Origin of the sequence: Comamonas sp. JNW (assembly GCF_003105075.1) — a bacterium.
Lineage (GTDB): Bacteria > Pseudomonadota > Gammaproteobacteria > Burkholderiales > Burkholderiaceae_C > Comamonas > Comamonas squillarum.
Genome location: NZ_QETI01000004.1, coordinates 1 through 18,313, shown reverse-complemented (window position 1 = coordinate 18,313; position 18,313 = coordinate 1). Strand labels below are relative to the sequence as shown.

Below are 18,313 nucleotides of genomic sequence, written 5' to 3'. Positions count from 1 at the left end.
ATGCGCTTTTTGCCGGTGAGCGACCAGAGCATGCTGGTGGAGCTGCAGGACCTGGAGCACACCCTGGACCTGCTGGCTGCTTTGCAGGCCGAGCTGCCCGCTGGCGTGCAGGAGCTGGTGCCCGCTGCGCGCACCATCCTGATCGCCTTTGACCGCTGGCAGACCAGCGCGGCCGACCTGCAGCGCCACATGGCTGCGCTGCAGCTGGGCCGCCAGGCGCGCAGCGCCGGCCAGCGTGTCGAGATTGCGGTGCACTACGACGGCGAGGACCTGGCCGATGTGGCGCAGATCCTGGGCATTGATGTGCCCGAGCTGATTCGCCGCCACAGCGGCAGCGACTACAGCGTGGCCTTTTGCGGCTTTGCGCCCGGCTTTGCCTACCTGACCGGGGGCGACCCGAGCCTGAACGTGCCGCGCCGCAGCACGCCGCGCACCAAGGTGCCTGCGGGCTCGGTGGCGATTGCCGGCACCTTCAGTGCCGTCTACCCCAATGACACCCCCGGCGGCTGGCAGCTGCTGGGCCGCACCGATGTGCCCATGTGGGACCTGCTGCGCAACCCGCCCGCCTTGCTGCAGCCGGGCATGCTGGTGCGCTTTGTCGACGCCAGCACCGCTGCGGGCCAGGCCTTGCTCCAGCAGCAATCCGCTGTGCAAGCCCCGGCCCCGGCAGCGGCGGAGCACACCGGCGCCGGCATGCGCGTGCGTGCTACCGGCCTGCAGACCTTGGTGCAGGATGCCGGCCGTGCCGGCCAGGCCGGCCAGGGCGTATCGGCCGCCGGTGCGCTGGACCAGGGCGCGATGCGCCGTGCCAACCGCCTGGTGGGCAACGATGCGCGCCTGTCGGTGCTCGAATCGGTGGCCGCAGGCCTGCAATTGCAAAGCCTGGGTGCCACCGTGGTGGCCGTCACTGGCGCCACCGGCCCCTTGACCGTGCGCAGCGCCAGCGGCGCTGCCTGGCAGGCCGCACGCAATGCGGCCATTGCCTTGAACGATGGCGATGTGCTGCAGCTGGGCGAGCCCGACAGCGGTGTGCGCAGCTATGTGGCCGTGCGCGGTGGCTGGCTGGTCGAGCCCGTGCTGGGCAGCACCAGCACCGATACCCTGGCCCGCATTGGCCCCGCCGCATTGGCTACCGGCCAGACCCTGGCCGTGGGCGATGCGCGCGATGCCGCAGCCGTGGAGGACGCCGATCTGAACCCGCCAGCGCTGCCCAAGGCCGGTGAGACCGTGGTGCTCGATGTCGTCATGGGCCCGCGCACCGACTGGTTCACCCCCGAGGCCGTGGCCCTGTTTGCTGCGCAGCGCTGGCAGGTGACCCCCCAGTCCAACCGCGTGGGCTTGCGCCTGGCCGGTGAAGCGGCTCTGGTGCGCAGCCAAACCCAGGAGCTGCCCAGCGAGGGCACGGCCCTGGGCGCCATCCAGGTGCCCGCCAGTGGCCAGCCTGTCCTTTTCCTGGCCGACCACCCCTTGACCGGTGGTTACCCAGTCATCGCCTGCATTGCCTCCTACCACCTGGACCTGGCCGCGCAAGTGCCCGTCGGTGGCTGGTTGCAATTCCGCCCCCTGGCGCCCTTTGCGGACCTGGTGGGCTGAGTGTGGAACAGGGCCTGCGCGCCCGTTCTTGAATGGATTTAGCTATGAGCGAAGTGTTGATTGCAAAAGGCCGTGAAACACGCTGCGGCAGTCGCACTTCTCTGTCGTGTTTTGGTTGTCTGGAGTCTTCTCAGCCATGAAAAAAGTTCTGATTGCAAATAGAGGCGAGATCGCCGTCCGCATCATCCGTGCCTGCACGGACCACGGCCTCAAGAGCGTGGCGGTGTATGCCGACGCCGATATCGACGCCCTGCATGTGCGCATAGCCGATGAGGCCTATGCGCTTGAAGGCCAGCGCCCGGCCGAGACCTATCTGGACATCGCCAAGCTGATCGCAGTGGCGCAAAAAAGCGGCGCAGATGCCGTGCACCCAGGCTATGGCTTTCTGTCCGAGAACGCCGCCTTTGCCCGCGCGGTGATCGGTGCCGGTCTCACCTGGGTGGGACCACCGCCTTCGGCCATTGAGCAGCTGGGCGACAAGGTGCAGGCGCGCAAGCTGGCGCTGAGCGTCGGTGCGCCGCTGGTGGCAGGCACGCCCGAGCCGGTCAAGGATGTCTCCGAAGTGCATGCCTTTGCGCGTGAGCATGGCCTGCCGATTGCGGTCAAGGCCGCGTTCGGCGGTGGTGGCCGTGGCATCAAGGTGATCTGGAAGGCCGAGGACATCGACGAGCTGTATGGCGCGGCGGTGCGCGAGGCGGTCACGGCCTTTGGCCGTGGCGAGTGCTTTGTCGAGCAGTTCCTGGATAAGCCCCGCCACATCGAAGCCCAGGTGATGGCCGACCAGCACGGCAATGTGCGGGTGCTGGGCACGCGTGACTGCTCGCTGCAGCGCCGCAACCAGAAGCTGGTTGAAGAAGCACCTGCGCCATTCCTCACCGACGCGCAGCGCGAGCGCATCCACCAATCGGCCCGCGAGATCTGCCAGGCTGCGGGCTATGTGGGCGCCGGTACGGTGGAATACCTGCTGAGCCAAGGCGGCGCGATCTCGTTCCTGGAGGTCAACACCCGTTTGCAGGTGGAGCACCCGGTGACCGAAGAGACCACCGGTACCGACCTGGTGCGCCTGCAGTTCCGCGTGGCCGAAGGCGAAGTGCTGGCCGATACCTCGGTGCCTGCCCCCCATGGCCATGCCTTTGAGTTCCGCATCAATGCCGAAGACGTGGGCCGTGGCTTCCTGCCCGCCCCTGGTCTGGTGACCCGCTTCGAGGCCCCATCGGGCCCCGGCGTGCGCGTTGACAGCGGTGTGGAATCGGGCTCGCAAGTGGCGGGCCAGTTCGATTCGATGCTGGCCAAGCTGATTGTCTGGGGCCCCAGCCGCGAAGTGGCCGTGCAACGCGCACGCCGCGCGCTCAAGGAGTTCAAGATCGAAGGCGTGCCCACGGTGCTGCCTTTCCACGAAGCCGTGATGGCGCATGCCGACTTCATCAACGGCGAGCACTTTGGCGTGCACACCCGCTGGATCGAAACCGAGCTGATGCCCCAGTGGGATGCCCAGCCCGAAACCCGACCCCAGCCTGCCGCTACCGCTGGCCTGCAGCGCGTCGCCATCGAGCTCGACGGCCGCCGCGTGATGCTGGGCCTGCCCGCCTCCCTGCTGTCGGGCCTGTCGGCCCCTGGCGCTGCTCCAGCGCCCGTGGAAGCGGCTGTGGACGAGAAGGCCGTCACTGCCGCCTCCGCCGGCACCCTCACGACCTGGAAGGTCGCTGATGGCGCCAGCGTGCAGGAGGGCGAGCTGATCGCCGTGATGGAAGCCATGAAGATGGAAATGCAGATCAACGCCCCCCGCGCTGGCCGCATCAGCCTGAAGGTGGAAGCGGGCAGCTACCAGGCGGCCGGTGCCGTGATTGCACGGATCGACTAAGCCGCATTTTTACCAATGCAAAGGGCCGCGCAGCCATGGGTTGCGCGGCCCTTTTTATGCGTTGGGGAGCGGTGTTATTGGCGACGGCTCCCCATCCGTCTGCCCATCAATCCGGCAGCGCATAGGCCATCAGCGAGTCGCCCATCTTGGTGCCGAACGAGCCATGCCCGCCGGCCATGATGACCACATACTGCTTGCCGCCGATGTCGTAGGTCATGGGGGTGGCCTGGCCGCCCGCTGGCAGGCGTGCCTGCCAGAGCAGATCGCCATTGCTGGCGTTGAATGCGCGCAGGTAGTTGTCCTGCGTCGCGCCAATGAACATCAGATTGCCGCCGGTGGAGATCAGGCCGCCCAGGCCGGGTACACCGGCCTTGATGGGCGGCAGCTGCATCAGATGGGGGAGGCTGTCGCGGATGGTGCCCACGCGCTTTCTCCACACGACCTCATGGGTGGCGAGATCCACACCAGCGACGGTCATCCATGCGGGCTCCTTGCAAGGCAGACCCAGCGGTGACAGGAAGGCATTGAGCTCCACCCCATACGGCGTGCCGTACATGGGCTGCACGCCTTGCTCGGTGCCGGCGCCTTTTTCGGTGCGTGGGCGGTTCGGGTCTGCAGGGATCAGCCGCGAGACAAAGGGCAGACCCAAGGGATTCATGAACGCGACCTGGCGGTCGGTGTCCACCGACATGCCGCCCCATTCGAATATGCCGAGGTTGCCCGGGAACACCAAGGTGCCGTTTTCCGACGGTGGCGTGTAGATGCCCTCGTAGTTCAGGCGGTGGAAGATCACCCGGCACATCAGCTGGTCGAACATGGTGGCGCCCCACATGTTCTTGTCCGTCAGGTTCTCGTGCGGGCCCATGTTCAATGTCGAGAAGGGCTGCGTCGGCGAATAATGCTCGCCCTTGGTTTGTGGGCCACGCTTGACGCTTTGCGGCACCGGCTTTTCGGTCACCGGCAGGATGGCTTCGCCACTGCGCCGATCAAGAACGAACAGCTGTCCGGTCTTGGTCAGCACATAAATGGCAGGCACCGTTGTGCCATCGGGGCGCTTGAGGTCGACCAGCGAAGGCTGCGAGGGCACATCCATGTCCCAGAGGTCATGGTGGGTGGTCTGGAAGTTCCAGACCAGCTTGCCGGTGCTGGCATCCAGGGCCAGCATCGAATTGGCATAGCGCTCTTTCAATTCGGTGCGGTCGCCGCCCCAGATATCGGGCGTTCCCACGCCGGTCGGCACGTAGACGATGTCGGTCTTGGCGTCATAGGCCAGCGGTGCCCAGGCATTGGGGGAGTTGTGCACAAACTCGCCTTTCTCGCCCGGCATCTGGTTCGGGTCCTCGGCGCCGGTGTCAAACACCCAGCGCAGCGCACCGGTATTGACGTCATAGCCCCGGATCACGCCCGAGGGCTCTGCGTTGGACAGGTTGTCGGTGATGGAGCCGCCAATCACGATCGTCGAGCCCGTCACTACCGGGGGCGAGGTGGGGTTGTAGCCGCCACGGTAGGGGAACGGCATATTGGCCTGCAGGTCGACCTGGCCCTGGTTGCCAAAGTCGCTGCAGGGCTTGCCGGTGTCCGGGTTCACCGCGAACAGGCGCCCATCGTTGACCGGCAGAATGACTTTGCGGGGGCACTCGGCAGAGGCCTGGGTCAGGTTCTTTTGCACGCTGGCGCTGTTGCCCTCGACGTTGGCGCTGTCGTAGTACGACACGCCTCGGCAGGTCAGATGCTGGAAGGTGCGGTCGGCTTTGAGCTGCGGATCAAAACGCCAGAGGCGCTTGCCGGTTGCGGGGTCCAGCGCATCGAGGAACTGGTGGGTCGTGCAGATGAACATGCGGTTGCCCACCTTGATAGGGGTCAGCTCCGCCGTGGTTTCGCCCGAGTCGTCATCGCCCTTGAAGTCGCCCGTCTGGTACTTCCAGGCCAGCTGGAGCTTGCTCACATTGCCATCGTTGATCTGCGCCAGCGGCGAGTAGCGCACACCGGCCTGGGTGCGCCCATAGGCCGGCCAGTCAGCATCGGCCACGCCGGCCACCGGTGTTTTCTGCGCCGACGGCGCGCGCGCCAGGCTGCCATTGACCTCTTGCGGATCGTTGAACCAGCTCATGCCCAGCACGGCAAGCACCGCCACAAGGCCCAGCGAGAGCAGCGATTTCGCGCCCGTGCTTTGGCTCAGCCGCCGGCTCGCCCAGGGCAGCACCAGCCACAGGCCCAGCACAAACCAGATATCCAGTCGCGGCGTCAGCGCCCAGAAATCGGTCCCCGACTCCCAGATGCCCCATGCGATGGTGGCAAGCAGCAGCACCGCATACAGCCACAGGCTAGCGGCGCGGTCGCGCGCATACCACCAGGTGATGACGACCATCACCAGGCCTGCCACCAGGTAGTAGGCCGAGCCCCCCAGAGCGATCAACCATCCCCCGCCCCCTACTAAAAACAGGGTCACCAGGACCAGGATCGCTACGGTGAAGTTTCTAGCGATGGGTTTGCCATGCGATTGCGTCATTGCTTCCACTTTCAGGCCATCGGGCCCAAGGTTGAACGGAAGACTTCTACCCATTGGAGCAGTCGCTAAACGTTCTAGTCTCTGGGCCGCTGAATTGGATGAGTCGGCAACTATTGCAGCACCAGACGATGGCAGTGTCTGTCAGCCAAATGCGGTGTTTTCCGCGCAGCAGCGGAAAAGCCCGGGCACCCCAATGGGCGGCGTCTTGCTTTTGATTTGCGCAGCAGCCATCTGCGCCCGCCCATGGTGGTGCGCCAGGATTTCCAGGCAGGCGCATGCACGTCTACGACAATGCGGTGCATGTCCTCCGACCTCGAACCCTTCAATGTCTACCTCCAGCGCTGGGGTGTACGGGCTGCTGGCAAGCCCGTGGTCACGGCGACCAGTGATCTTCTGCCGGTGAGCCTGCGCGGGTCGCCAGAGGGCCTGCCGGCAATGATCAAGGTGACGCGAGATGCTGACGAGCGCATTGGCGGCCAGGTGCTGCAATGGTGGGGTGGCCATGGCGCGGCGCGGGTCTATGCCTCTGATCCCGCGTCAGGCGCGCTGCTGATGGAGCGCGCCATGGGCTCCCAGGATTTGCTGCGCATGGCTTTGGCAGGCGAGGATGATGCGGCGACGGCCTGTATCTGCCACACCCTGGCCCAGCTGCATTCCCACCGCGCATCGGACCCCCCGGAACATCTGCTGCCGCTGGCGGACTTTTTCAGGTCGCTGGCGCCGATGGCGCAGCGTGAAGGGGGGCTGATGGCCGACTGCGCCATGGTCGCCCAGGAGCTGTTGCATGATCAGCGTGAGCAGGTCGTGCTGCATGGCGATGCGCACCACCGCAATATTCTCGATTTCGGGCAGCGCGGATGGCTGGCGATAGACCCCAAGCGCGTCAGCGGTGAACGCTATTACGACTATGTGAATGTGCTGTGCAACCCGGATCTGCCAAGCTGCACCGACCCGCTGCGCTTTGCGCGCCAGTTGGCGGTCATTGTCGATGTGGCGGGACTGGAGCGCCAGCGCCTGCTGCGGTGGGTGATGGCCCACGCCGCTTTATCTGCTGCCTGGTTTTTGGAGGACGGATCGCACAGCCAGGCCCACCAGGAGTTGGCCGTGGCGCATCTCGCTCGCCAGGCCTTGGCCTGAGGCTCTTTGAACAGGTTCTTAGGGCTGGCAGCTCCCGCCTCACCGCAGCGGCATCGCTGCAGGTGCTGAAGATGCTGCGCAGCTGTCCAGGCAAGCGCCGTGATGGTGTGGGGTGGCAGGCTATCTCCTCAGGCACCGCCCGAATGCCAACCAGAATGCCAGCCCTATCCCTGGTGGCTGCGTACACACCCGCTCAGGGAGTGCCTGCGTTCCTCGACGCATCCCCCGCACCCGTCACCCCTATCTCCGTCACATCGCCCCTGCTGCCCGTCGCCATCTCATGGTAGATGTCGTAGAGGTACTGGGTCAGCTCGCTGGCGGGCAGATCGGCGGGGACGGCCAATTGCACGGGTGCGCGCTTGCCGTCCTGCCCGACGGCATAGCAGCGCCAGCCGGTGCTGACGGGTTCCAGATCAAGGATGCGGCCAAAGACATTAAAGCGGTATCGGGGCATGGGCAGGCAATGCGGCAAGGGGGTGGTGGCACCAGCCTAACCGAGGCGGCGCAGGCCGTTGCTTTAGCGGGGCTCTTGCGTGTTGCGTGCGGGGCGCGAGGAGACTGTGAACAGTGGCCTAAGGCCGCTCTCCCTCCTGCCTGGCAAACACCCGGCTGAGCTGCTGGCGCTGGATGCGGCGGTGGATGGTGGAGCGGTTCACGCCCAGCAGGCGGGCGGCTTCGGAGACATTGCCCTGGCACTGGGCCAGGACTTGCTCCAGCGTGGCGTTGCGCAAGGCAGGGCCATCCAACGCGGTATCTGCCAATGCGCCATCGCTGACCGTGTCCCGCCCCTGCGCCACAGCGGGGCTGCGCTGCAGCGCATCGGGCAGGTGCTCCAGGTCGATCTGCTGCTCGGCCAGCGCAGCGGCATAGCGCAGCGCATTGTGCAGCTCGCGCAGATTGCCGGGCCAGTGGTGGGCGCGCAGGGCGGCTTGTGCGGCCTCGCTCAGGCGCAGGCTGCAGCCCATGACGGCGAGCATGTGCGCGGCCAGGGCCAGCAGATCGCTGCGCTCGCGCAAGGCGGGCAGCGGCAGCTCGGCGGCGTTCAGGCGGTAGAGCAGGTCGGCGCGGAACTGGCCGCTTTGGGCCAGCTCGGCCAGCGGCCGGTGCGATGCGGAGATGACGCGTATATCGACCTTGCGCGGCGCACGCGCGCCCAAGGGCGTGATCTCCGACTCGGACAGCACGCGCAGCAGCTTGGCCTGCAGAGCCAGCGGCATGTCGCCGATTTCGTCGAGAAAGAGGCTGCCCTGGTGGGCGGCCTCGATCAGCCCGGTGCGGCCTTTGTGCGCGCCTCCCGTCCAGGTGCCGGGCAGGTAGCCAAACAGCTCGCTCTCGAGCAGCGCCTCGGGGATGGCGGCGCAGTTGATGGCGACAAAGGCACCGCTGCGGCCGCTGGCCGCATGCAGCGCGCGGGCCAGAAACTCCTTGCCGCTGCCGGTCTCGCCCTGCAGCAGCACCGGCAGGTCCTGTGGCGCCAGCCGCGCGGCCTTGTGCAGCACCTGGCCCATGGCCGTATCGCCGGTGTTCAGCGCCTGCAGCGGCGCTGGCAATGTGGGGCGCGGGATGGGCTGCGCGCTGCTGCGCGGCTGAGGCGGCAGCGCATGGGCAAACCAGATGCTGCCGTCGCGTGCGCGCAGGATGCGCTCTTGCGCCGGGCGGTTGCGCATCAGCTGCGGCAGTGCCTGCAGGTCGGTGTCAAAAAAGCGGCCCAGGGGCTGGCCTGTCAGCAACGGGTGCTGGCGCCAGTTCAGCCCGGCAATGGCGGCCAGCATGCGGCTGGCGGCATGGGTCATCGCGCGGATGCGGCCGCGCGCATCGATGCTGAGGGCGGCGTCAGCATCGACATCGAGAAAATCGGGCGACTGCGCCAGGCGCAGCACCCAGTCGCTACCCGATTGGGCCATCAGGTTGGCCAGCTCCACGCGGCGCACGGCAGCGGTGACCAGGTGCAGCGCCATCTGCTGGCTGGCGCGGGCGGCGGGCGAGCGCAGCAAGGACAGATCCAGCACCGCAGCGAGCTGGCCTTGCAGGTCGTAGATGGGCGCGGCGGTGCACGACAGGCGCGTGTGGGTGAAGTCGAAATGGTCGCTCTGGTGCACCGTCAGCGCCTCGCCGGTCGCCAGGCAGGTGCCGACGGCCGAGGTGCCTGCCACATCCTCGCGCCACTGCGCGCCCAAGTAGAGGCCGGCGCCGCGCAGGTCGCTGGCGTCGCTGTCATGGCCCAGAAAATCCACCGCCACGCCATGGCGGTCGGCCAGCAGCAGCACATAGTCCAGGCCCTTGAGCTGTTGGTAGAGGCGCTCGAGCCCGCTGCGGGCAATGCGGATCAGCGGCTCGGACTCTTCGCGGTGGGCGCGCAGCTGGCCGGCGGGCACGATATGGGCTTCGCTGGTGCGGCAGGGGTCGAGCCGGTGCTGGTCGATGCAGCGGCGCCAGCTGCCCAGCACGGCCCGGTCGCGTGCCTCCCCCTGCAGCGGGTAGCCCATGCCAAAGGCTTCGAGCTCCTGGACATGGGCGGTATAGCTGTGGATGGGCATGGCGGGTCTCCTGCAATCACCGGGCTGATTCTGTGCCCGCCCGCAGGTGCTGCCAATCAGGCTAACCCGCAACACATGCTGCAGTGCAAAAGGGCGCATGCAACAGGTGTTGCATCGGCTGCGGCAGTGCCGCTGCCAGCCCGCTGCTGGCAAACCCGCAATGCGCGCCCCTGGTGCAAGGAGGTTGCAGTGCAGCATGGCCGCTTGGCATGGGGCTTGCAAAAACAGCCCAGCTGCGGCCGCTCAGCCGCTGCGATATCCCAAAAAAAGGAGACAAGCCATGACAACCGCTACCACCGCCAACCCCACCCCGGATGCCAGGCCCGCTGAGGCCGGCACCCCCACCGCCCGCGCCCAGGCCCTGCTGGACCAGCTCAACCAGGCGCTGGCCGCCCGCGATTTTGCGGCCGCCAGCCAGCTGTTTGCCCAAGACTGCTTCTGGCGCGACCTAGTGCTGCTGACCTGGAACCTCAAGACCTGCGAGGGCCCGGCGCAGGTGGCCGACATGCTGGCCGCGCAGCTCGACGCCGCCGCGCCCCTGGTGCTGCAGCTCGATCCGAAGGAGGAGGTCATCGAGGCTGATGGCGTGCTGAGCGCCTGGCTGGTGGTGGATGCGCGCCATGCGCGGGGCCTGGGCCACCTGCGTATTCGCGATGGGCGCATCTGGACCTTGCTGACCACGATCCAGGAGCTCAAGGGCTTTGAAGAGGCGCAAGGCCTGCGCCGGCCGATGGGGGCCGAGCACGGCATACGCCGGGGCCGCAAGACCTGGCTGGACCGCCAGCAGGAAGAGGCCGAGACCCTGGGCGAGAGCCGCCAGCCCTATGTGCTGGTGATTGGCGGCGGCCAGGGCGGTATTGCGCTGGGCGCGCGGCTGCGCCAGCTGGGCGTGTCGCACATCGTCATCGACCGGCAGCCGCGCCCGGGCGACCAATGGCGCAACCGCTACAAATCACTGTGCCTGCACGACCCGGTCTGGTACGACCACCTCCCCTACATCCCCTTTCCCGAGCACTGGCCGGTGTTTGCGCCCAAGGACAAGATTGGCGACTGGCTGGAGATGTACACCCGCGTGATGGAGGTGAACTACTGGTCGTCCACCCAATGCCTGGGCGCGCGCTATGACGAGGCGGCCCAGGAGTGGGAAGTGACGGTGGAGCGCGAGGGCCGCCAGATGGTGCTGCGCCCCCAACAGCTGGTGTTTGCCACCGGTATGTCGGGCAAGGCCAACATCCCCCGCATCGAAGGCCAGGAGCGCTTCCGGGGCGAGCAGCAGCACTCGTCGCAGCATTCCGGGCCCGAGGCCTATGCCGGCAAGAAGGTGGTGGTGATCGGCGCCAACAACTCGGCCCACGACATCTGCGCGGCGCTCTGGGAGCATGGCGCCGATGTGACCATGGTGCAGCGCTCGTCCACGCATATCGTGCGCTCCGATTCGCTGATGGACATTGGCCTGGGCGATCTGTACTCGGAGCGCGCGGTGGCCAGCGGCATGACCACGAAGAAGGCGGATCTGGTCTTTGCCTCGCTGCCCTACCGCATCATGGCCGACTTCCAGGTGCCGCTGTATGACCGCATCCGCGAGCGCGATGCCGAGTTCTACCGCCAGCTCGAAGCGGCGGGCTTCATGCTGGACTTTGGTGATGACGATTCGGGCCTCTTTATGAAGTACCTGCGCCGCGCCTCGGGCTACTACATCGATGTGGGCGCCTGCGACCTGGTGATCGACGGCAGCATCAAGCTGCAGGCGGGCGAGAACAAGGGCATCAGCCACCTGACCGAGAACGCCGTGGTGCTGAGCGATGGCACCGAGCTGCCCGCCGATCTGGTGGTCTATGCCACCGGCTACGGCTCGATGAATGGCTGGGTGGCCGAGCTCATCAGCCAGGAGGTGGCCGACAAGGTGGGCAAGGTCTGGGGCCTGGGATCGGACACGACCAAGGACCCGGGCCCATGGGAGGGCGAGCAGCGCAATATGTGGAAGCCCACCCAGCAGCCGCAGCTGTGGTTCCACGGCGGCAACCTGCACCAGTCGCGCCACTATTCGCTGTACCTGGCGCTGCAACTCAAGGCGCGGCAGGAAGGGCTGGCCACCCCGGTCTATGGCCTGCAGCCGGTGCACCATCTGCGCTGAGGGTGCCTGGGCGGTTCGCAGAATGTCAGGAATTGGCACCTGGTGCCAGCTATGGCCGATGGCTGACACCGGCGGGCCGCCCATCGATGCCAGAATCGGGCGATGGTGACACAAGACTCGACGCTCGCCCAGCGGGTGCAACGCAAGCTCAATCCTTTCCGCCCCTTCTACCATGCGGCCGAGCAATGGCTGGCGGCCGATGGTCTGCGCATGAGCGCGGCCATGTCGTTCTACGGCATGCTGAGCCTGGCGCCGCTGCTGCTGCTCTTGGTGGGGGTGCTGGGCTGGTGGCTCGATCGCTCCTACATCGAGAGCAACCTGATCCACCAGGTCGAAGACATCATGGGATCGCAAGTGGCCGATGTGGTGCGCGGTGCGCTGTCGAGCGCGCAGACCAAGTCGCAAGGCCTGATCGCCTCGGCGATTGGTTTTGTGATGCTGCTGTCGGGCGCGACCGGGGTGTTTGTGGAGCTGCAGACCTCGCTCGAGCGCCTGTGGAACCATGGCGAAAAAGTCGACAAGAGCGGCACGCCCTGGTGGTACTCGCTGGTGCAGCGTGTGCGCGGCCTGGGCTATATCCTGGTGCTGGGCTTTTTGATGCTGATATCGCTGGTCCTCACCACGATGCTGAGCATGACCACGCGCTGGGCCGGCGCCGTGTTGCATATCGAGGCCCCCGGCATGCTGCTGGGCGTCATCAACGAGACCGTGTCCTTCCTGATCACCGTCACCTTGTTCGTCGGCATGATGCGTATCGGCACCGGCACTAAGCCCCGGCTGCGTTTTCTGATTGCCGGCGCGGCCATTGGCGCCTTCCTCTTCACCATCGGCAAGCAGGTGCTGGCCTGGTATCTGTCCACCGCTGCCGTGGTCTCGGCCTATGGCGCGGCCGGCTCGCTGGTGGTGCTGCTGATGTGGATCTATTTCTCGTCGGCTATTTTGCTGTTTGCCGCCAGCTGCGCGCGCGCACTGAACAGTGCTGACATTGCGCTGCATGGCAAAGGGGGAGGCGGGGCCGAGGAGGACAGCACGCGCCTGCGGCCAACGGCCGGGCAGGCCGCTACCGTGGATTTCCAGATCTAAGAACCTTTTCAAAGTCTCTACGCAGCAACAACAATGCGCCCGAGGGCGCATTGTTTTTTGGGAGGAGGGCTTAGCCGCTCCTTAGTGGGCCTGGGCCTTCACATCAAAGCCTTCGGCGCGGGTGTCATGGCGCATGAAGAACACCAGTGCAAACGCGACGACCGCCAGCGATGCCAGGAACATGACGGCGTAGACATCGTTGCCCATCTTGTCCTTCAAGGTGCCGAAGATCGTGGGGCCGATGTAGCCGCCCAGGTTGCCGATGGAGTTGATCCAGGCGATGCCCGCAGCGGCTGCGGTGCCGCTCAAAAAGGCGGTGGGCAGGGTCCAGAAGGTGGGCAGCGCGCTGAAGATGCCAAAGGCAGCCAGGGTCACCGCCGCCATCTTGGGCACCGGTGCGGCGGTGTTGGCGGCGATCAGCAGGCCGGCGACGATGCAGGCCAGCGGAATCAGCACAAACCATTTGCGCTCCTTCATGCGGTCGGAGCCGCGCGTCCAGAAGATCATCGCGATCGCGCCGACCAGGTAGGGGAAGGCGTTGATAAAGCCCACCTGCACATTGGACAGGCCACCAAAGCCCTTGATGATCTGCGGCAGGAAAAAGCCCAGGCCGTAGAGCGGCACGGTGATGCCCATGTAGACAAAGCCCAGCGCGATCACCTTGGGGTTGAGCAGGGTCTGCTTCCAGGAGATCTTGTGGATGGATTCGCGGTTCTGGCGCTCGGCCGTCAGGGTCTGGGCCAGCCAGGCGCGCTCTTCGTCGCTCAGCCACTTGGCATCCTGCGGGCCATCGGGCAGGTAGAACAGCACGACAAAGGTCAGGAAGATCGCGGGCAGCGCTTCGAGGATGAACAGCCACTGCCAGCCGTGCATGCCGCCCATGCCGTCCATGTCGAGGATAAAGCCGGAGATGGGCGCGCCGATCACTGTGGAGATGGGGATGGCAAACATGAACCAGCCCACAATGCGCGCCCGGTAGGCGGCCGGGAACCACAAGGTGATGTAGAAGATCACGCCGGGGAAAAAGCCCGCCTCGGCAATCCCCAGCAAAAAGCGCACGATGTTGAAGCTGGTGGCGCCGCCGACCCAGGCCTGCGCGGCCGACAGCACGCCCCAGCTGAACATGATGCGGGCAATCCATTTGCGCGCGCCAAACTTCTCCAGCGCCAGGTTGCTGGGCACTTCACAGAGAAAGTACGACAGAAAGAAGATACCGGCCGCGCTGCCAAAGACCGCTGCCGAGAACCCCAGGTCCTTGGACATGCTGGCCCCGGCAAAGCCGATATTGACGCGGTCGAGGTAGGCGATGAAGTAGCAGACCATCAGCAGCGGCAAGAGCCGCCAGCTGATCTTGGAGATGGTGCGCTGTTCCAGGGTGTCCATATTTGGTCTCCGATGCTGTTATGGGTAGGACGGGTGGCTAAGGTGCTTCGCTTTTGATAGCTGTATGTTCAGCTTTATCAAAGGCTTCTGCGGCTTTTTACATAGCTGATGCCATGGATCGCCGCTATTGTGCGCCGCAGCGCGCGCCGCCGCTATTGCGTCGGAGACAGATGCAAAAAAGCCCCGCGCAGCGCAGCTGCCGGGGCATGGAAACGGGGTCAGGGTCCGGAATCAGGCGGTCTTCATCGAGCCGGTATCGAGGTAACGCTGGTGCCAGGACAGCGCCTCGGTCAGGATGTGGGGCGTGTGCAGGCCGGCCGACTGGTGCATCGCGCGGTCCACATAGTCCTGCAGCATGGGGCGGAAGTCCGGGTGCGCGCAGCGCTCGATGATAAGCTTGGCGCGCTGCCTGGGCGAGAGGCCGCGCAGGTCGGCCAGGCCCTGCTCGGTGACGATGATCTGCGTGTCGTGCTCGGTATGGTCCACATGCGAGCACATCGGCACGATGCAGGAGATATGGCCGTTCTTGGCCACCGAGGGCGTGACGAAGAAGGACAGGTAGCCGTTGCGCGCAAAGTCGCCGCTGCCGCCAATGCCGTTCATCATGCTCGAGCCCATCACATGGGTGGAGTTGATGTTGCCGTAGATGTCAGCCTCGATCATCGAGTTCATCGCGATCACGCCCAGGCGGCGCACCAGCTCTGGGTGGTTGGAGATCTCCTGCGGGCGCAGGATGATGCGTTCGCGGTAGAAGTCGATGTTCTCCTCGAAATCGCGGTAGGCAGCTGCCGACAGCGAGATGGAGGTGGCCGAGGCGCGCGCCATCTTGCCCGTGCGCAGCAGGTCCAGCATGCCGTCCTGCAGCACCTCGGTAAAGCCCAGCAGGTTGTCGAAGGGGCCGGTGAGCAGGCCGGCCAGCACGGCATTGGCCACATTGCCCACGCCCGACTGGATGGGCAGCATCTCCTGGGGCAGGCGCCCCATCTTCATCTCGTGCGAGAGAAAGTCGATGATGGAGGCGGCAATGGTGTTGGAGTTGGCGTCCGGGGCGGCAAACACATTGTCGCGGTCACCCTTGTGGGTCTCGACGACGGCGACCACCTTGTCCAGGTCCACCTTCAGGTAGCCCTCGCCAATGCGGTCATCGGCGTGGGTCATGCGGATGGGCACGCGGCGCGGCGGGATGGCGGTGCCGTAGTAGATGTCGTGCATGCCTTCCATCTTGGCGGGAGGCTTGGTGTTCACCTCCAGGATCACCTTGTCGGCAATCTCCAGCCAGGTCTTGTTGTTGCCAACGGCAGTCGACGGGATCAGCAGGCCATCGGCGGTGATGCCCAGTACTTCGACCACCGCCACATGCATGTGGCCCAGAAAGCCGAACCAGGCATGCTGGGCGACGTGGGACAGGTGCATGTCGATGAAGTCGATGTCCCCGGCATTGATGGACTTGCGCGCGATCGGGTCGGTGTTGAAGGGCAGGCGCTGGCCGATGGCAGCGGCCTCGGCCAGCACGCCGTCGCATTCGGCAGCGGTGGAGGCGCCCGTCCAGACATTGATCTTGTAGGGCCGGCCGGCGGCATGCTCGGACTTGGCATGGGCTGCGATGGCCTGGGGCAGGGCCTTGGGGTAGCCTGCGCCGGTGAAGCCGCTCATGCCCACATTGGCGCCAGCAGGGATCAGCGCGGCCGCGTCGGCGGCGGACATGATGCGGGAGTGCAGCGCGCTGCAGCGCACACGGTCATTCAACGACATGGGGGGAGACTCCAGGAAGGTGTTTTCGTTATTGTCTACAGATGCTGCCCGGCGGCAATGGCCGGGCTGCGAGGCGGGCAAATCTTAGCAGTCGTTGCACCCGAAACCATTGAGGATCCGGGAATACCCGATTGTGGATAAGTGCTACTGCGCTCGCAATTTATTGTTGCACTGCAACAATTTAGCGCATAAAAAAGCCCGGGACAACCGGGCTTGGGGATGCGTTGGCGTGCCGCTCAGCGCTTGTCGCTGCGGTTGAGCAGCTGGTAGAGGATGATCGCGCCAAAGGTCGCGGTCCCGATGCCGCCCAGCGCAAAGCTGCCGAACTTCAGGGTGAAGTCACCGGTGCCGATGATCAAGGTGATCGCCGCAACGATCAGGTTCTTGTTCTGCGAGAAATCCACCTTGTTTTCCACCCAGATCTTGGCGCCGGCCACTGCAATCAGGCCGAACACCACGATGGATACGCCGCCCATGACGGGCAGTGGAATGGCCTGGATCAGCGCGCCGAACTTGGGCGAGAAGCCCAGCAGCAGCGCGATGAGGCCAGCGACCATGAACACCGCGGTGGAGTAGATGCGGGTGGCCGCCATCACGCCGATGTTTTCTGCATAGGTGGTCACGCCCGTGCCGCCCACGCCGCCGCTGACCATCGTGGCCACGCCGTCACCGATGAAGGCCCGGCCCATGTACTGGTCCAGGTTGCGGCCGGTCATGGCTGTCACGGCCTTGATGTGGCCCAGGTTCTCGGCCACGAGGATGATCACGATCGGGGCGATCAGCACCATCGCCTGGGGGCTGAACTGGGGTGCCGAGAAATTGGGCATGCCAATCCAGGCGGCCGTGGCCAGGCCCGACAGATCCACCGGCTTGCCCAGGCCCATGCCATTGGTCAGGAGGGCGTAGAGGACAGCTGCGGCAATCAGGCCCACCAGGATCAGCAGGCGCTGCACCATGCCCCGGGTGAGCACGGCCACCATGCCAACGCAGACAAAGGTCATCGCCTGCATCCAGCTCTCGAAGTTGTTGCTGGCCATGTTCTTGACGGGAACCGTGGCCAGGTTCAGGCCGATCACGGCGACGATCGCGCCCGTCACCACCGGTGGCATGAAGCGCTCGATCCAGCCCGTGCCCACCGCCTGCACGATAAAACCGATCAAGGTGTAGAGCAGGCCACAGGCGATGATGCCGCCCAGCGCCATGCCGATGTTGGCATTGGGCCCGGAGCCGGCGTAGCCGGTGGCGGCAATCACCACGCCGATGAACGCAAAGCTCGATCCCAGGTAGCTGGGCACGCGCCCGCCGGTGATCAAAAAGAAGATCAAAGTGCCGACGCCACTCATCAAAATGGCGACATTGGGATCAAAACCCATCAGAATGGGCGCCAAAATGGTCGAGCCAAACATGGCGATGACATGCTGCACCCCCATGATCGAGGTTTGTGGCCAGGGCAGGCGCTCATCGGGCGCGACAACATCATCAGCACCCGGGCGCACTTCGCGCCAGCGGGGAAGGAAGGAATCAGACATGGTTTTGGCAGGCCGCAGGCAGGGCTGCTCCGGGAGGGGCAGTTGCAGGCGAGCGAGAGAAAAGGTGCTGCATCATAGTGAATTTGGCAAGCCTTGTAGAGAGAGGGAAACTCTCTAACCAGCGCCAGAGCGGGGACTGCAAGGCCCCGCATGCCCGGGTCGGCGCAAGGCTGTGGTGCGGTAGCACTGGATTGTTGGGTGAATGCGATAGATAATCACAATGACATTGAGAACAAATACGGCTGGTTGCCTGCAGCAACCGGCCTGTTTCGGGAGAGAGGGTTTCCATGAACTGTGTGCAATGTGGCGAGGCATTGGCCGCCAGCGCTAAATTCTGTCGAAAATGCGGCTGCAAGGTGCAGAGCGCAGCGGCGCCCGAGGCCGTAGCCAGCCCCCGCAGTGCGCCGGCTGCGCCGGTGGCCGCCTACGCCACCTGCCCCGATTGCGGCGCGCTGTGCAAGGGCCAGGCGCTGTTTTGCAAGCAATGCGGATGCCGGTTTGAAGAGGCGCCTGGTTTTGAGGACACGGCTCCCTACTGGGACGCGCCGCTGAGCGTGGCCGAAGAAAAGGCCATTCTGGTCTTTGGCAATGTGCAGGACAGCTCCCTGCCGCCCTCCAGCTTGCCGCCCGGCGAGCGCATCCAGACCAGCGCTGCGATGGTGATTGGCGGCGCGGCGGCGAGCCCGGCAGCGGCCGTGCCGGCGCCCGCGTTGCGCGAGCCCGAGGTGCCCTTGTGGGAGACCGATGCCGCTGCCAAGCGTGCCCCTCCCGTCGCAGCGGACCCCCCTCTGCGGC

The 18,313-nt window shown here is 65.5% G+C and carries 12 protein-coding genes; 6 read left to right on the top strand and 6 right to left on the bottom strand.

The window, feature by feature from the left end:
* The gene (locus DCO45_RS07665; RefSeq protein ID WP_116925510.1) at nt 1–1,593 is read left to right on the top strand and encodes a 5-oxoprolinase/urea amidolyase family protein; all 1,593 of its coding nucleotides are present in this window, start codon (nt 1–3) and stop codon (nt 1,591–1,593) included.
* A gap of 136 nt (nt 1,594–1,729) precedes the next feature.
* Complete coding sequence (locus DCO45_RS07660; protein ID WP_116925298.1) at nt 1,730–3,454, top strand: biotin carboxylase N-terminal domain-containing protein; 1,725 nt, start codon at nt 1,730–1,732, stop codon at nt 3,452–3,454.
* A 106-nt stretch (nt 3,455–3,560) separates the two neighbouring features.
* On the opposite strand, the gene DCO45_RS07655 is transcribed toward DCO45_RS07660, so the two are convergent.
* The gene (locus tag DCO45_RS07655) at nt 3,561–5,963 is read right to left on the bottom strand and encodes a glucose/quinate/shikimate family membrane-bound PQQ-dependent dehydrogenase (RefSeq protein ID WP_116925297.1); all 2,403 of its coding nucleotides are present in this window, start codon (nt 5,961–5,963) and stop codon (nt 3,561–3,563) included.
* A gap of 300 nt (nt 5,964–6,263) precedes the next feature.
* Here DCO45_RS07655 and DCO45_RS07650 point away from each other — a divergent pair, with 300 nt between their 5' ends.
* Nucleotides 6,264–7,100, top strand: coding sequence for an aminoglycoside phosphotransferase family protein (locus tag DCO45_RS07650; protein ID WP_116925509.1), 837 nt, complete (start codon nt 6,264–6,266; stop codon nt 7,098–7,100).
* Nucleotides 7,101–7,293: 193 nt separating this feature from the next.
* Here DCO45_RS07650 and DCO45_RS07645 read toward each other — a convergent pair whose 3' ends face one another.
* Both DCO45_RS07645 and DCO45_RS07640 read right to left on the bottom strand, forming a co-directional pair.
* Nucleotides 7,294–7,554 carry a hypothetical protein gene (locus DCO45_RS07645; RefSeq protein ID WP_116925296.1) on the bottom strand — a complete coding sequence of 87 codons (261 nt, stop codon included), beginning with the start codon at nt 7,552–7,554 and terminating at the stop codon, nt 7,294–7,296.
* 118 nt (nt 7,555–7,672) lie between these two features.
* Nucleotides 7,673–9,637 carry a sigma-54-dependent Fis family transcriptional regulator gene (locus DCO45_RS07640; RefSeq protein ID WP_116925295.1) on the bottom strand — a complete coding sequence of 655 codons (1,965 nt, stop codon included), beginning with the start codon at nt 9,635–9,637 and terminating at the stop codon, nt 7,673–7,675.
* A 280-nt stretch (nt 9,638–9,917) separates the two neighbouring features.
* On the opposite strand from DCO45_RS07640, the gene DCO45_RS07635 reads away from it, so the two are divergent.
* Both DCO45_RS07635 and DCO45_RS07630 read left to right on the top strand, forming a co-directional pair.
* Nucleotides 9,918–11,771 (top strand): NAD(P)/FAD-dependent oxidoreductase, encoded by a 1,854-nt coding sequence (locus DCO45_RS07635; protein ID WP_116925294.1) that lies wholly within the window; start codon nt 9,918–9,920, stop codon nt 11,769–11,771.
* A 102-nt stretch (nt 11,772–11,873) separates the two neighbouring features.
* Entirely contained in the window at nt 11,874–12,854 is a 981-nt protein-coding gene (locus DCO45_RS07630) for a YihY/virulence factor BrkB family protein (RefSeq protein ID WP_116925293.1), read from the top strand.
* Nucleotides 12,855–12,935: 81 nt separating this feature from the next.
* On the opposite strand, the gene DCO45_RS07625 is transcribed toward DCO45_RS07630, so the two are convergent.
* The 3 genes from DCO45_RS07625 to DCO45_RS07615 form a co-directional block, all read right to left on the bottom strand.
* Nucleotides 12,936–14,237 carry an MFS transporter gene (locus DCO45_RS07625; RefSeq protein ID WP_116925292.1) on the bottom strand — a complete coding sequence of 434 codons (1,302 nt, stop codon included), beginning with the start codon at nt 14,235–14,237 and terminating at the stop codon, nt 12,936–12,938.
* A gap of 231 nt (nt 14,238–14,468) precedes the next feature.
* Nucleotides 14,469–15,989 carry an acetyl-CoA hydrolase/transferase family protein gene (locus tag DCO45_RS07620; RefSeq protein ID WP_116925291.1) on the bottom strand — a complete coding sequence of 507 codons (1,521 nt, stop codon included), beginning with the start codon at nt 15,987–15,989 and terminating at the stop codon, nt 14,469–14,471.
* A gap of 236 nt (nt 15,990–16,225) precedes the next feature.
* Entirely contained in the window at nt 16,226–17,518 is a 1,293-nt protein-coding gene (locus DCO45_RS07615; RefSeq protein WP_116925290.1) for a solute carrier family 23 protein, read from the bottom strand.
* 287 nt (nt 17,519–17,805) lie between these two features.
* Here DCO45_RS07615 and DCO45_RS07610 point away from each other — a divergent pair.
* The coding region (locus DCO45_RS07610) for a zinc ribbon domain-containing protein (protein ID WP_133248090.1) at nt 17,806–18,313 on the top strand (508 nt) is incomplete at its 3' end.

What these genes read in the sequence shown, in the direction of transcription:
- DCO45_RS07665 (WP_116925510.1), top strand. Translation starts at nt 1, where the DNA reads ATGCGCTTTTTGCCGGTGAGCGACCAGAGCATGCTGGTGGAGCTGCAG.
- DCO45_RS07660 (WP_116925298.1), top strand. Translation starts at nt 1,730, where the DNA reads ATGAAAAAAGTTCTGATTGCAAATAGAGGCGAGATCGCCGTCCGCATC.
- DCO45_RS07655 (WP_116925297.1), bottom strand. Translation starts at nt 5,963, where the DNA reads ATGACGCAATCGCATGGCAAACCCATCGCTAGAAACTTCACCGTAGCG.
- DCO45_RS07650 (WP_116925509.1), top strand. Translation starts at nt 6,264, where the DNA reads ATGTCCTCCGACCTCGAACCCTTCAATGTCTACCTCCAGCGCTGGGGT.
- DCO45_RS07645 (WP_116925296.1), bottom strand. Translation starts at nt 7,554, where the DNA reads ATGCCCCGATACCGCTTTAATGTCTTTGGCCGCATCCTTGATCTGGAA.
- DCO45_RS07640 (WP_116925295.1), bottom strand. Translation starts at nt 9,637, where the DNA reads ATGCCCATCCACAGCTATACCGCCCATGTCCAGGAGCTCGAAGCCTTT.
- DCO45_RS07635 (WP_116925294.1), top strand. Translation starts at nt 9,918, where the DNA reads ATGACAACCGCTACCACCGCCAACCCCACCCCGGATGCCAGGCCCGCT.
- DCO45_RS07630 (WP_116925293.1), top strand. Translation starts at nt 11,874, where the DNA reads ATGGTGACACAAGACTCGACGCTCGCCCAGCGGGTGCAACGCAAGCTC.
- DCO45_RS07625 (WP_116925292.1), bottom strand. Translation starts at nt 14,237, where the DNA reads ATGGACACCCTGGAACAGCGCACCATCTCCAAGATCAGCTGGCGGCTC.
- DCO45_RS07620 (WP_116925291.1), bottom strand. Translation starts at nt 15,989, where the DNA reads ATGTCGTTGAATGACCGTGTGCGCTGCAGCGCGCTGCACTCCCGCATC.
- DCO45_RS07615 (WP_116925290.1), bottom strand. Translation starts at nt 17,518, where the DNA reads ATGTCTGATTCCTTCCTTCCCCGCTGGCGCGAAGTGCGCCCGGGTGCT.